Here is a 13,307-nt window from a genome sequence, read left to right as displayed (position 1 = left end):
GCGCGCCGCGCGACCTCGATCCAGACGACGGAGAGCAGGATCGGCAGGCCGCGCCCGCGCCGCAGCACCTGGTGCAGCAGGGACGACTCAAGCCGCTGATAGTCGGACACGGTGCCGTGGAACCCGTGCCGCCCGCCCAGGAGTTCGGCGACCGCCGACGCCCACTCGCGCGGGCTGCCCGGCCGAAAGGGCAGCTGTCCGGCGAGCGTGTCGAGCTGGATCTGCGCCGCGTCGATGCCCGCCTCGTCGAGCTCAGGGTCCGCCTCCCCGCTCAGCAGCAGGCACAGCAAGGAGAGGTCGGGCCGCTCGGACCTGGCCTCGTCGGCGAACCTGCGCCGCCATTCACTGGACTTCGCGGGCTGTGCGCGCATCCGTGCCTCTGTCGTTTCTGTCTGGCACCGGTGGACTCGCCGGTGGGGGTCCGTCCGTGGTGCGGTGTGCGATCGTGCGCTGAGGGTTCGTCCGTGGTGCGGTGTGCGGTCGTGCGGTGGCGGTCGTACGTGTGCGTCGTACGGGTGCGGTCGCGGCTGCCGCCGGTCTCGTTGCCGGAGAGGCAAATTCCCGTGGGACCTTAGCCGTAAGCGCGGGTACCACAGGTGACTGGCCATATCGCACCGCTCATGCCCGCGCTCGCTGCCCGCACTCTTCGCTGCCCGGACCGTCCGCGTCTTGGCCCTTTCCGTCACGCCGTGCCACCAAAAGTGTCACGCCGTGCGACGAGGCTCTCGGTAGTGGTGGTAGCTGTGATGCGCGGCGAAGCCCATCCCCTCGTACAGCGCCCGCGCGCCGCCGTTGTCCTCCTCCACCTGGAGCCACGCGGCCGACGCGCCCTCGTCGAGCGCGCGCCGGGCCAGCGCCGCCATCACGGCCGTGGCCAGGCCCGTGCGCCGCAGCGCCGGATCCACCTCGACGGCCATGAAGCCCGCCCACCGCCCGTCGACCACGCACCGCCCGATCGCCGCGGGCGGCCCGTCCGCGCCGGGCACGGCGGCGAACCACACGGAAGGGCCACTCGTGAGCACCTTCAGCACGTGCGGCCCCGGCTCCCCGGACCGCTGGTAGCGGCCGAGCCACGCCTCGTCCACGGTCCGCGAGAGGACCACGCGGTCCGCGTCCGCGTCGAGGTCCCCGACCGGGGCGAGCCCGCCGGCCCACACCTCGGCGCTGACCTCACGCTCCCAGCCGCGGTCGGCCAGTTCGGCGCAGAGCAGCTCCTGCGTGCCCGCGGCGCCGGTCGCGGTCTGTACGTACGCGGGCAGCCCCCGGCCGGCGTACCAGCGCCGCGCGAACGCCAGCGCGTCGTCGAGCGGACGGTCCGGATCCGCCAGCGGCAGCACGGAGTTGGCCCGCCGCGTGAACCCCGAGGAAGCCCGCAGTTCCCACCCGCCGAGCCGCTCGCTCTCCACCGGCTGCCAGGCGCGCGCCGTGACCCGCGCCAGCTCCTCGTACGTCGCCGCGGGGCCGCGCCGCCGGGCCGGGGCGGCGGGCACGGTCTTCCCGGCGACCAGCGTCCGCTCCGCGATCCGGACGATTTGTCCGTCCCGCCGTGTGATCACCAACACACCGTCATTCCACGATGCGAGAACACCCACCGTGTCGGTGAACCCGCCGCCGGGTGCACCACCTTCGTCCACGCGTCGGACAGAGACACGTTTGCCCACGTCAGAAGGGGTAATTCGGACTTCGAGTCGCCCACCCGCAGTGAATTCCACAGCTCTGTACGCCCCTCCTGTTCGGATCATGCCCGGGAACGGAGATACTAGGTGCGGGCATCGACGACGCCGCGCTCCCGCGCGCCAGGCGAGCGGAGCCTGAGGACGGCCCGCCAACGCCCGTATCGAGGAGGAACGACAGCGTGACCTACGTCATCGCGCAGCCTTGTGTCGACGTCAAGGACAAGGCGTGCATCGAGGAGTGCCCGGTCGACTGCATTTACGAGGGCTCCCGGTCCTTGTACATCCACCCGGACGAATGCGTCGACTGTGGTGCCTGTGAACCGGTCTGCCCGGTCGAGGCGATCTTCTATGAGGACGACACTCCGGAGGAGTGGAAGGACTACTACAAGGCGAACGTCGAGTTCTTCGACGAGCTCGGCTCGCCCGGTGGCGCCAGCAAGCTCGGCCTGATCGAGCGCGACCACTCCTTCATCGCCGCGCTGCCGCCGCAGAACCAGTAACAGCGGCAGCCCGAGCGTCGCCCCGGTCCCGTACGGCATCCGCGCCGCACGGGACCGAGGCGTTTGCAACGACCAGTACCAGCACGGGAGTCACCACGTGTCCGCAGTCTCCGACCGGCTTCCCACCTTCCCCTGGGACAAGCTCGAGCCGTACAAGGCCACGGCGGCCGCCCACCCCGGCGGCATCGTCGACCTGTCGGTGGGCACCCCCGTGGACCCGGTCCCCGAGCTGATCCAGAAAGCGCTGATCGCGGCCGCGGACTCGCCCGGCTATCCGACGGTCTGGGGCACGCCGGAGTTGCGCGACGCGCTCACCGGGTGGTGCGAGCGGCGGCTCGGCGCCCGCGGCTTCACGCACCGCAACGTCCTGCCGGTCGTCGGTTCCAAGGAGCTGGTGGCCTGGCTCCCGACGCAGCTGGGCCTCGGCCCGGGCGACGTGGTGGCCTACCCGCGGCTGGCCTATCCGACGTACGAGGTGGGGGCGCGACTGGCCCGTGCGGAGTACGTCGCCTACGACGACCCGACGTCGCTCGACCCGACGGACCTCAAGCTGCTGTGGCTCAACTCGCCGTCGAATCCCACCGGTCGCGTCCTGTCGAAGGACGAGCTCACCCGGACCGTCGCGTGGGCGCGCGAGCACGGCGTGCTGCTCGTCAGCGACGAGTGCTACCTGGAGCTCGGCTGGGAGGCCGAGCCGGTGTCGGTGCTGGACCCGGACGTGTGCGGCGGTTCGTACGACGGGATCGTCGCCGTCCACTCGCTCTCCAAGCGGTCCAATCTGGCGGGCTACCGGGCGGCGTTCATCGCCGGTGACGAGGCCGTCCTCGGCGATCTGCTGCAGATCCGCAAGCACGGCGGCATGATGACCTCCGCGCCGACCCAGGCGGCCGTCGTGGCGGCGCTCGGTGACGACGAGCACGTGCGCGTGCAGCGCGAGCGGTACGCCGCGCGCCGCACGGCGCTGCGGGACGCCCTCGTCGGGCACGGCTTCCGCATCGAGCACAGCGAGGCGAGCCTGTACCTGTGGGCCACCCGCGACGAGTCCTGCTGGGACACCGTGGGCCACCTCGCGGAGCTGGGCATCCTGGTGGCGCCCGGCGACTTCTACGGCGAGGCGGGGCGCGACTTCGTCCGCGTGGCGATGACGGCGACGGACGAGCGGGTGGCGGCCGCGGTGGCGCGGCTGCGGTGATGTCCCCGTCCCGGACGACAGGACAGTGCGAAGGGACGACAGGACAGCGCGAAGGGGTGCCGGAAGCCGTGAGCTTCCCGCACCCCTTCGGTGTCTGCGCGGGCGGATCAGCCGAGCGGCAGCTGCGGGAGCCCGGCCGTCGGCGCGCCCTTGCCCAGGGCGTCGGTGGGCAGCCCGCCCTTGGTGGCGGGGCCCGTGGTGTCGCCGACCACCTCACCGGTGGCGTCGGTGAGGTCGCTGCCGACCTGCTGCGCGGCGGGCGCGGTGGTCCTGACGCTCTTGCCGAGGGCCTGGCCGACGGCCGGAGTGCCCTTCTTCACGGCCTTGCTGCCGGTCTCGCCCGCGAGGTCGGTGACCTTCTGAGCCGTGTCGTCGACCGTGTCACCCACGTTGGCGCCGTCCAGGGCCGTGAAGCCGCGGAGGTCGGAGGTGGCGGGGAGCTCGGCGGCGCTGGCGGAGCCGGCCGCACCGACCACGGGTGCCGCTCCCGCCGCGACGAGCAGTGCGGCACGGGCGATCCGACGGGTCAGGGGGAGGGACATGATGCTCCTTCAGACGGAGAGAACGTGTGAGGTGTCCGGCCGTTCCGCGGTGCGGACGCGGTGCGGATTCCGGCGTTCGGACGCAGTGACTACCGCTCGAAGCTCCCGAAGGTTGCGGTGCGCCAATGTAAAGAGTTGGTAATGCGTCGCATTATCAGCTACGGATAAAATCGGGCAAACAGCATTCACGTCGAAACTGTCCCGGTCACCCGACGTCCTTTGTTCACAAGGGTTGTGGGGCGCCCGCCGCGGATGTCCGGAAGATCTGCTTCCGCGTCAGCGCGCGGTGATCGCCATGCCCCCTTCGGGTGAGCGGCCGCACTACTGCCCAGTGACGATTCGGACCTCGGCGGCCGACTCCGGTCACGGCCCTCCGCGGCGAGTCGGGCCCTGGGGCGGCGGGTTAGGGTCGGAGCCATGGACCGGACGCCAGCTCACTCCGCCGCCCGCCCCGCCGACACCGGCGTGGCCGCCGACACCGCCCGCCCGGCCGGCGCGGCCCCGCTCGACCTCACCCTCGACGCCGCCGCGCTGACCGCCGCGCTCGTCGACTTCCCGTCGCCGAGCGGCGAGGAGAAGGCCCTCGCGGACGCCATCGAGACGGCCCTGCGGACCCTGCCGCACCTGACGGTCGACCGGTACGGCAACAACGTGGTGGCCCGCACCAGCCTGGGCCGGAGCGAGCGCGTGATCCTGGCCGGCCACATCGACACGGTCCCGATCGCGGAGAACCCTCCCAACGTCCCCTCCCGCCTCGACGAGGACGGCGTGCTGTGGGGCTGCGGCACCTGCGACATGAAGTCGGGCGTCGCGGTGCAGCTGCGCATCGCGCAGACGGTGCCCGAGCCCAACCGCGACCTCACCTTCGTCTTCTACGACAACGAAGAGGTCGCCGCGCACCTGAACGGCCTGGGGAAGGTCGCCGAGGCCCACCCCGACTGGCTGGAGGGCGACTTCGCGGTCCTCCTGGAGCCCACCGACGGGCAGGTGGAGGGCGGCTGCCAGGGCACCCTGCGGGTCCTGCTGCGGACCAAGGGCGAACGGGCGCACTCCGCGCGCGCGTGGATGGGCTCCAACGCGATCCACGCCGCCGCCCCGATCCTGGCGAAGCTGGCCGCGTACGAACCGCGCACGCCGTTCGTCGACGGCCTCCAGTACCACGAGGGCCTCAACGCCGTCGGCATCGAGGGCGGCGTCGCCACCAACGTCATCCCCGACGTGTGCACGGTCACCGTCAACTTCCGCTACGCGCCGGACCGTACTCCGGAGGAGGCCGAGACCTTCGTGCGCGAGTACTTCGCGGACTGCGGGATCGACGAGTTCGTGGTCGACGACCACTCCCCGGGCGCCCGGCCCGGCCTCACGCACCCCGCGGCGGCGGCCTTCATGGCGGCGGTCGGGGGCGAGGCCAGGCCGAAGTACGGCTGGACGGACGTCTCGCGCTTCAGCGCGCTCGGCGTGCCCGCGGTCAACTACAGCCCCGGCGCCCCGATCCTCGCCCACAAGATCGACGAGCGGGTCCAGGCGTCGCTGATCCCCGAGGCCGAGGACCGGCTGCGCTCCTGGCTGACCGCCTGACCCGATCTCCGACTTCTGGAGTTACGCCCCGCTTAACGCCCGTAGACCTACGCTGAAGTGGCACAACGAGCGAGTTGAGCGCGGCCGTGCGGGCGGGCCGGGGTCGACCGGCAGTGGAAGGGGACGTTCATGGGCAATCCGGAAGCGCAGGGTCCGCCGGAGGAGCAGCGTCTGGGGCCGGTGGTGCGGCGGCGCGATCAGATCACGCCCGGCACCACGGACCAGCGGCTCCTCGACACCGAGGGCGACGCCGAGTGGGTGCACACCGACCCCTGGCGGGTCATGCGCATCCAGTCCGAGTTCGTCGAGGGCTTCGGCGCCCTCGCCGAACTCCCCAGCGCCATCAGCGTCTTCGGCTCCGCCCGCACCCTGCCCGGCTCCGCCGAGTACGAGGCCGGGGTGCGGCTCGGCAAGGCCCTGGTCGACGCGGGCTTCGCGGTGATCACCGGGGGCGGGCCCGGGGCCATGGAGGCCGCCAACAGGGGGGCCCGTGAGGCCAAGGGCATCTCCGTCGGGCTCGGCATCGAGCTGCCCTTCGAGCAGGGGCTCAATCCGCACGTCGACATCGGCGTCAACTTCCGCTACTTCTTCGTGCGCAAGACCATGTTCGTGAAGTACGCGCAGGGGTTCGTCGTCCTGCCCGGCGGGCTCGGCACCCTCGACGAACTCTTCGAAGCGCTCACCCTCGTCCAGACCCGCAAGGTCACGCGCTTCCCCATCGTCCTGTTCGGCACCGCCTACTGGGGCGGCCTCGTCGACTGGCTCCGCGACACCGTGGTCGCCCAGGGCAAGGCGTCCCAGAAGGACCTGATGCTGTTCCACGTCACGGACGAGGTGGAGGAGGCGGTGGCGTTGGTGACGAAGGAAGTGGGCCGGTAGGGCCCCGCGGGGCTTTTGAGCTGTACTTGTCAGCCCCTCCGGCGTTTGAGGAGCGGGGGTCTGGGGGCGGGGGAAGGGGCGGGACTGGGGAAGCCCCCGGCAGGGGCCTACGCCAGCCCCCGCCGGGCAACCGCCGGAGGCCGGTGCCCGGCGATCGTCGCGACCATGTCGAGAACCTGCCGCGTCTCGGCGACTTCGTGGACGCGATACACCTGCGCCCCGAGCCACGCGGACACCGCGGTCGTGGCCAACGTCCCGATCACCCGCTCCTTGAGCGGCCGATCCAGCGTCTCCCCGACAAAGTCCTTGTTGGAGAGGGAAACCAGCACGGGCCACCCCGTCTCCACCAGCTCGGGCAACCGCCGAGTCGCCTCCAGAGAATGCCGCGTGTTCTTCCCGAAGTCGTGCCCGGGATCGATGAGGACGGACTCCCGGGGCACCCCCAGGCCGACGGCCCGCTCGGCAAGCCCCACGGTCACCCGCAGGATGTCGGCGACGACGTCGTCGTACTCGACGCGATGGGGCCGCGTACGCGGCTCGGCGCCACCCGCGTGGGTGCACACGAGCCCGACCCCGTACCGCGCGGCGACCTCCGCGAGCTTCGGATCGACCCCGCCCCACGCGTCGTTGAGCACATCCGCCCCGACGTCGCAGACGGCCTCGCCGACCTCGTGCCGCCAGGTGTCGACACTGATGACGACGTCGGGAAAGCGCCGCCGCACCTCCGCGACGAACCCGACGGTCCGCCGCGCCTCCTCCTCGGCGGTGACCTCCTCGCCGGGCCCCGCCTTCACCCCGCCGATGTCGATGATCGCCGCGCCCTCGGCCACCGCCCGCTCCACGCGCGCGAGGGCGGGCTCGTCGCGGAAGGTGGCGCCCTGGTCGTAGAAGGAGTCCGGGGTCCGGTTCACGATCGCCATGATCACCGGTTCGTGCGCGTCGAACTCGCGCCTGCCCAGCCTGAGCATCCCCTGTGAGCCTCCTTGTCGTTCCTTGTCCGGCCTCGCGGCCCGGCCGCCTGCGACCTTAACTGTCAGAGGCGCATGGCACGATCGGAGCCAGACAGTAGCCAGACAGTTTTCGTGCCGGCCGCGAGCGGTCGGCATCCGAGCGTGGGGACCGCAGAGATGGTCATGTTCCTGTTCTTGGTCATCGCCCTCGTCGTCGTGGTCGGGGCGGTGACGCTGGCGGTCCTCGGCGGCGGGGAGAGCGGCGCGCTGCCCGAAGCGGCGCCGGAGCGGTTCACCGACCCGCTGCCGCCGGACCGCCCGCTGCGCCGCGCCGACGTGGAGGCGGTGCGCTTCCCCATGACGGTCCGCGGCTATCGCATGGTCGACGTGGACGAGGCCCTGGACCGCGTCGCCGCCGAGCTGGCCGAGCGGGACGCCCGCATCGCCGAGCTGGAGGCGGCCCTCGCCGGCGCCCAGGCCACGGCGGTCGGCGGCCCCGGCCTGCTGAAGGGGTACGGCGCGGCGGCGCGCGGGCCCGCACACCCCGGCGCCCCGGCGCCGGCCGACGAGCGACCGGAGGACGGCAAGTGAGCGGCGGCGCGATCCCCGGCCCGGACGGCGGCCTGCGCTGCCCGTGGGGCCTGTCGACCGAGGACTATGTGGCGTACCACGACGCGGAATGGGGCCGCCCGGTCCACGGCGACGACGCGCTGTTCGAGCGCCTCTCCCTGGAGGCGTTCCAGTCGGGCCTCTCCTGGATCACGATCCTGCGCCGGCGCGAGGGCTTCCGCGCCGCCTTCGCCGACTTCAAGATCGCCGCGGTCGCGGAGTTCGGTGCCGCCGACCGCGAGCGGCTGCTCGCCGACGCGGGCATCATCCGCAACCGCGCGAAGGTGGACGCGACCCTCGCCAACGCGCGCGTGCTCGCCGACTGGCCCGCCGGCGAACTGGACGAGCTGATCTGGTCGTTCGCCCCGGACGCCACCGCGCGCCCGGTGCCGGCGACGCTCGCCGACGTGCCCGCGATCACGGACGAGTCGACGGCCCTGTCCAAGACCCTCAAGAAGCGCGGCCTCCGCTTCGTCGGCCCCACCACGGCCTATGCCCTGATGCAGGCATGCGGCCTGGTGAACGACCACCTCGCGGACTGCGTGGCCCGCGAGGCGAGCGGCGCCCGGGCCTCCGGCTAGCGGCCCAGGTAGTTCGGCCTGGCCTTGTCGAGGAACGCCTGCACGGCGATGGCGTGGTCCTCGGAGGCCCCCGCCTTCGTCTGCAGCTCGTCCTCCTTGTCCAGGGTCTCGTCCAGGGAGTGGGCGGCGGCGTACGCGAGCGACTCCTTGAGCGCCCCGTAGGCGAGCGTCGGCCCCTCGGCGAGCGCGCGGGCCACCGTGCGCGCCTCGTCCGCGAGCTCGGCCGCCGGCACGACCTTGTTCGCGATCCCCAGGTCGTACGCCTCCTGCGCCTTGATGTTGCGCGGGAACAGCAGCAGGTCGGCGGCGCGGCCCGGGCCGATCAGGCGCGAGAGGGTCCAGGAGACCCCGGAGTCGGCGGTCAGCGCGACACCCGCGAACGAGGTGTTGAACGCGGCCGTGTCCGCGACGACCCGGTAGTCGGCGGCGAGCGCGAAGCCGAAGCCCGCGCCGGCCGCCACGCCGTTGACCCCGGCCACGACCGGCTTGGGCATGCCGGTCAGGGCCCGCACGATCGGGTTGTAGTGCTCGCGCACCGTGCTCATGGTGCCCCCGGAGCCCGACTCGCGGTCGGCGGCGAGCAGACCGACGTGCTCCTTGAGGTCCTGGCCCACACAGAAGGCGCGCCCGGTCGCGGTGAGCAGCACGGCGCGCACCGCGGGGTCCGCCGCGGCCGAGCGGGCCGCCTCCCGCAGGGCGACCTTGGCCTCGACGTTCATCGCGTTCATCGCGTCGGGACGGTTCAGCGTGATCGTCGCGAGCCCGTCGCTCACCTCGTAGAGCACGGTGTCGGCCATGTGGTCCCCTCCGCTGGTCCTGTGACGTCGTGTGACCGGTCGCGTGCCTGTTCGCGTGACTGGTCGTGTGGGCTTCGGGGCCAGCATGACCTAGATCATCGGCCGTCGGTATGCGGTCGCCGATGTGACCTGCGTCAAAGTATTTGTGACGGGTGAACCGTGTGGGGCGGCGCAGTATTGCAGTCACATCGCCGAATTGAGTGGTTTTGCGGTCGCGCGTTGCGCAAGCGATGCCGACTGATGTTGGTCATCGGGTCCCGCGATGCGGGATAATGACCTGGAAGCAATGTGTTCGATGCCGGTGACACCTGGGTTGTCGGCTGCGACAAGCTGGTTTCAGGAAGGGGAACGAGCATGGCGGCCATGAAGCCGCGGACGGGCGACGGCCCGCTCGAGGTGACCAAGGAGGGGCGGGGCATCGTCATGCGCGTTCCGCTCGAAGGCGGCGGTCGACTTGTCGTCGAACTGACCCCGGACGAGGCCGACGCCCTCGGCGACGCCCTGAAGAAGGTTGTCGGCTGACGCGCAAGCGGCCACACTTTTCACCACACTTTTGAGCTGCCCCGGCATCGTACGACGAGCCGGGGCAGTGCTGTGTCCGGGGGCCGCGGGCATACGTGATCTTGACGGGCCCCGTTAGGGGCGCGGGGAACTGCGCGCTCAGCCCCCACAGGCCCGCAGATCAGAACCGCACATCCAGCGAAGCGCTACCGCTTGACGGCGCAGAGGAGGCCGTCGCCCACCGGGAGCAGTGACGGCACCAGATCCTGGCTCTCGCGCACCGCGCGCAGCAGCTCGCGCAGCCGCAGCACCTCCACGGGCTGCGGCCCGGAGTCCACGGTGCGGCCGTCGGCGAAGACGCCCTCGAAGCAGACGAGCCCGCCCGGACGGAGCAGGCGCAACGATTCAGCGAGATAGTCGATGCACTCGGTGCGGTCGCCGTCGCAGAACACCAGGTCGTAGCCGCCGTCGGCGAGGCGGGGCAGTACGTCGAGGGCGCGGCCCGGGATGAAACGGGCGCGGTTGCCGGCGAAACCCGCGGCGCGGAACGCCGTGCGGGCGAACTGCTGGCGCTCTGGCTCCGGATCGACGGTGGTCAGGACGCCGTCGGGGCGCATCCCGTGCAGCAGGTGGATGCCCGACACTCCCGTGCCCGTACCGATCTCGGCGACCGCCTTGGCGTCCACGGTGGCGGCCAGCATCCCCAGCGCGGCGCCGGTGCCGGGCGACACCGAGCGAAGTCCCGCTTCCCGCGCGCGGTCACGGGCCCAGCGAAGCGCCTCGTCCTCGGCGACAAAGGCGTCGGCGAACGCCCAGCTCGTCTGCCGGTTGCCGGTAATGGCCCTCTCCTGTCCCCGTGGTTGCCTGGCCGTGACTGTATCCGTTGGGGCCGGGAACCTGCAGATGGGACCGTGCGTTTAGAAGGGGTGTGAGGACAGCGGGGGCATAGTCATGGATCTGGATCCGAAGTCGGGCAGCGAAGTCCGCGGCACGCGGACCGAGCAGGCCCGGCACACCAAGCGGCAAGTACCAAATTCACGTAAAAACGCTTATCCGGAGCTAACGGGCGAGGTGGTTATGGTAGGGGCTCCACTGGACACCACCAGAGCCGACAGGGGAGGTGCGGCCGCGTCCGCGGATCGGGGAGGAGCGCTTCGGCGCTTTCTCGGATTGGCGGGTAAGCCGAAATCCGTGACCTACACCGCTGACCGTTCCCGCGCCACCGACTCCGCTCAGACCGCGACCTTTGCCGCTGACGCGGAATCGCAGGCGTGGACTCCTCCCACGTGGGAGGAGATCGTCAGCACGCACAGCGGCCGGGTCTATCGTCTCGCCTACCGCCTGACGGGCAACCAGCACGACGCCGAGGACCTCACGCAAGAGGTCTTCGTCCGCGTCTTCCGCTCCCTGTCGACGTATACGCCAGGCACCTTCGAGGGCTGGCTGCACCGCATCACCACGAACCTCTTCCTGGACATGGTCCGGCGCAAGCAGCGCATCCGCTTCGACGCCCTCGGGGACGACGCGGCGGAGCGGCTGCCCAGCCGCGAGCCCTCCCCACAGCAGGTGTTCAACGACACCCACTTCGACGCGGACGTCCAGCAGGCGCTCGACACCCTCGCGCCCGAGTTCCGCGCCGCGGTCGTCCTGTGCGACATCGAAGGTCTTTCGTACGAGGAGATCGCCGCCACCCTGGGCGTCAAGCTCGGTACGGTCCGCAGCCGTATCCACCGCGGTCGCTCCCAGCTGCGCAAGGCCCTGCAGCACCGTTCCCCCGAGGCCCGCGCGGAGCGTCGCTCGCTCGCAGTGAGCGGTGCCGTGGCGCTGGGAGGAGGGGGCGCGACCGCGTGAGTGGATCACGGTCCAATCCTGCCGAGCGGCATCTCGCCGAGCAGCACCTGGGGGACCGGCTCGCCGCGCTGGTCGACGGTGAGCTCGGTCATGACGCACGCGAGCGAGTGCTCGCGCATCTTGCGACCTGTCCGAAGTGCAAGACCGAAGCCGACGCGCAGCGCCGGCTCAAGAACGTCTTCGCGCAGACGGCGCCGCCGCCCCCCAGCGAGAGCTTCCTCGCCCGCCTGCAGAGCCTTCCCGGCTCCGACATCGACGACATCGGCCGGTCCGGGGGCCCGCGGACGCCCGTCGACGACGGCTTCGCCACCGGCTCGTCGGACTCCACCGGCCTGCCCAACGGCGGTGTCTTCAGCATCCGCGGGGGAAGACCCGAGCCCCTCGCCGGGTACGTCCCCTCGGGCGCCCACGCCGCGGTGCTGCCCAGTGAGGAGCGCGGCTTCCGCATCCATGACGTCGGCAGGTCCGAGTCCGAGCGGTCCGTCTGGCTCGGGCGGCGGTTCGCGTTCGCCGCGGCCGGAGCGGTGTCGCTGGCCGCGATAGCCCTCGGCGGGGTCACCATGGGCTCGCCCCTCACCGCCGGCGAGCAGCGTGCCGGCGGCGCCGGAGCGGCCAACAGCAACGCGTCCCCGCTGCGTCCACCGAGCACTCCCAACGCCGCCCTGCCCGACTCCGTGCGGCGCCGCAGCGGCAACCCGCTCTCCGTGCAGGGGCCGCGGCAGCCGCAGGCGCTCGCGTCCACGACGGCCGCGTCGCCGCTGCTCTCCGGGGCGCCCCTGCGGCCCGGGTATCCACCCACGGGGCATCAGCTGACCGCGCCGCTCCTTGCCGGGGCGGGCGTGATGTCCCCGCTGGTGCGGGCCGTGGCCGACGACACCCCGGGCGCCGCGCCACACGGCCTCACCCTCAACGCCGCCGCCGACCCCACCCCCACCGCCTCGCCGAACCCCGGCACCGGCCCGCTGCACGGCACGTCCCAGTTCCGCTGACGCACCCTGCGCGTCGGCCCGGGGACCTGGTTGAATCCTCGGTGGACCGTGCCCGCCGGGAACTGGGCGGACACGGAATGCAGCACGTAATCGGCGTCCGCCGCGGGCCAGTTGTGGGGAGAGCATGGACGTTGGCACTGGGCCTGAGCGGGATTCCGGGGTGACCCCCGGCGAGACTTCCCGGGGCGGGACGCCCCGTGACGGAGACGGGCAGGGGGCAGCAGCCCCCGTTGGGGAACCTCGCGGCGCGGCGCCTGCGGGTGAGGTGGCGCGGGAAGCGGTGCCTCAGGACGCGGTGCCTCAGGACGCGGTGCCTCAGGGCGCGGTGCCCGGTGCCGCGGGCGGCGGTGCCGGGGGTGCGGCTGGAGCGGACGTCGCCGAGGGTGCCGCCGTGGGCGGTGCGCATCCGGCTGTCCATGACGCGTCGTTCACGACCGACGTGCCCGCCGCCGCGGCCGCCGCCGAGCGTCCCCGGCCGTTGCACGACCCCGACCCGTACAGCACGCCGCCGTACGGGGAGCCCGGCCCCTGGGCCCCCGCGCCGCCCGTACAGCACCCCATGGCGACGCCTGCGCAAGGCACCCCTGCCTACGGGGCCCCGGCTCAGGGCATGCCCGCACCCGGTACCCCGGCCCAGGGCACGCCCGCCCCGGCCGCCGCCG

Annotated in this window: 15 protein-coding genes and 1 pseudogene; 10 read left to right on the top strand and 6 right to left on the bottom strand. The window is 72.2% G+C overall.

All coding sequences use genetic code 11. The annotated features are described in order from the left end of the window. Both STRAU_RS23665 and STRAU_RS23660 read right to left on the bottom strand, forming a co-directional pair. The coding region (locus tag STRAU_RS23665) for a transglutaminase family protein (RefSeq protein ID WP_037661442.1) at positions 1-371 on the bottom strand (371 nt) is incomplete at its 3' end. A 333-nt stretch (positions 372-704) separates the two neighbouring features. Beyond that, positions 705-1,712: a GNAT family N-acetyltransferase gene (locus STRAU_RS23660; RefSeq protein WP_037661440.1), complete on the bottom strand. Its 1,008-nt coding sequence runs from the start codon at positions 1,710-1,712 to the stop codon at positions 705-707. Positions 1,713-1,855: 143 nt separating this feature from the next. Here STRAU_RS23660 and fdxA point away from each other — a divergent pair, with 143 nt between their 5' ends. Then, the gene (gene fdxA / locus STRAU_RS23655) at positions 1,856-2,176 is read left to right on the top strand and encodes a ferredoxin (RefSeq protein ID WP_016642910.1); all 321 of its coding nucleotides are present in this window, start codon (positions 1,856-1,858) and stop codon (positions 2,174-2,176) included. A gap of 97 nt (positions 2,177-2,273) precedes the next feature. Beyond that, the gene (locus STRAU_RS23650; RefSeq protein WP_016642909.1) at positions 2,274-3,368 is read left to right on the top strand and encodes a bifunctional succinyldiaminopimelate transaminase/glutamate-prephenate aminotransferase; all 1,095 of its coding nucleotides are present in this window, start codon (positions 2,274-2,276) and stop codon (positions 3,366-3,368) included. Between the two features lie 107 nt (positions 3,369-3,475). On the opposite strand, the gene STRAU_RS23645 is transcribed toward STRAU_RS23650, so the two are convergent. Further along, a complete protein-coding gene (locus tag STRAU_RS23645) occupies positions 3,476-3,910 on the bottom strand; it encodes a hypothetical protein (protein ID WP_016642908.1) in 435 nt (144 codons plus the stop codon). Between the two features lie 417 nt (positions 3,911-4,327). On the opposite strand from STRAU_RS23645, the gene dapE reads away from it, so the two are divergent. Further along, positions 4,328-5,488: a succinyl-diaminopimelate desuccinylase gene (gene dapE / locus STRAU_RS23640; protein ID WP_016642907.1), complete on the top strand. Its 1,161-nt coding sequence runs from the start codon at positions 4,328-4,330 to the stop codon at positions 5,486-5,488. Between the two features lie 129 nt (positions 5,489-5,617). Beyond that, the gene (locus STRAU_RS23635) at positions 5,618-6,367 is read left to right on the top strand and encodes an LOG family protein (RefSeq protein ID WP_016642906.1); all 750 of its coding nucleotides are present in this window, start codon (positions 5,618-5,620) and stop codon (positions 6,365-6,367) included. Positions 6,368-6,474: 107 nt separating this feature from the next. On the opposite strand, the gene folP is transcribed toward STRAU_RS23635, so the two are convergent. Further along, the gene (gene folP, locus STRAU_RS23630; protein WP_016642905.1) at positions 6,475-7,335 is read right to left on the bottom strand and encodes a dihydropteroate synthase; all 861 of its coding nucleotides are present in this window, start codon (positions 7,333-7,335) and stop codon (positions 6,475-6,477) included. A 159-nt stretch (positions 7,336-7,494) separates the two neighbouring features. Here folP and STRAU_RS23625 point away from each other — a divergent pair, with 159 nt between their 5' ends. Together STRAU_RS23625 and STRAU_RS23620 are read left to right on the top strand one after the other, a co-directional pair. Then, positions 7,495-7,908 (top strand): DivIVA domain-containing protein, encoded by a 414-nt coding sequence (locus tag STRAU_RS23625; RefSeq protein WP_016642904.1) that lies wholly within the window; start codon positions 7,495-7,497, stop codon positions 7,906-7,908. After that, positions 7,905-8,507 (top strand): DNA-3-methyladenine glycosylase I, encoded by a 603-nt coding sequence (locus tag STRAU_RS23620; RefSeq protein WP_016642903.1) that lies wholly within the window; start codon positions 7,905-7,907, stop codon positions 8,505-8,507. The genes STRAU_RS23625 and STRAU_RS23620 overlap by 4 nt, the downstream gene beginning before the upstream one ends. On the opposite strand, the gene chcB is transcribed toward STRAU_RS23620, so the two are convergent. Further along, a complete protein-coding gene (chcB, locus tag STRAU_RS23615; RefSeq protein ID WP_016642902.1) occupies positions 8,504-9,304 on the bottom strand; it encodes a 2-cyclohexenylcarbonyl CoA isomerase in 801 nt (266 codons plus the stop codon). The genes STRAU_RS23620 and chcB overlap by 4 nt on opposite strands. Before the next feature lie 354 nt (positions 9,305-9,658). On the opposite strand from chcB, the gene STRAU_RS40495 reads away from it, so the two are divergent. Beyond that, entirely contained in the window at positions 9,659-9,826 is a 168-nt protein-coding gene (locus tag STRAU_RS40495) for a DUF3117 domain-containing protein (protein WP_003966491.1), read from the top strand. Positions 9,827-10,011: 185 nt separating this feature from the next. On the opposite strand, the gene STRAU_RS23610 is transcribed toward STRAU_RS40495, so the two are convergent. Next, positions 10,012-10,710 (bottom strand): O-methyltransferase, encoded by a 699-nt coding sequence (locus STRAU_RS23610; RefSeq protein ID WP_078621427.1) that lies wholly within the window; start codon positions 10,708-10,710, stop codon positions 10,012-10,014. Positions 10,711-10,882: 172 nt separating this feature from the next. On the opposite strand from STRAU_RS23610, the gene sigE reads away from it, so the two are divergent. The 3 genes and pseudogenes from sigE to STRAU_RS43825 all read left to right on the top strand — a co-directional run. Further along, on the top strand, positions 10,883-11,656 hold the full coding sequence (sigE, locus tag STRAU_RS23605; protein WP_189728123.1) for an RNA polymerase sigma factor SigE: 774 nt from the start codon (positions 10,883-10,885) through the stop codon (positions 11,654-11,656). Beyond that, on the top strand, positions 11,653-12,645 hold the full coding sequence (locus tag STRAU_RS23600) for an anti-sigma factor family protein (protein ID WP_052029205.1): 993 nt from the start codon (positions 11,653-11,655) through the stop codon (positions 12,643-12,645). Before sigE ends, STRAU_RS23600 begins: the two co-directional genes overlap by 4 nt. 280 nt (positions 12,646-12,925) lie before the next feature. Then, positions 12,926-13,307: pseudogene (locus tag STRAU_RS43825) on the top strand (protease); the annotation flags it as partial.

Origin of the sequence: Streptomyces aurantiacus JA 4570 (assembly GCF_000414115.1) — a bacterium.
In the GTDB taxonomy this organism is placed as follows: Bacteria; Actinomycetota; Actinomycetes; order Streptomycetales; family Streptomycetaceae; genus Streptomyces; species Streptomyces aurantiacus_A.
This window is presented reverse-complemented; position numbering and strand designations above follow the sequence as displayed.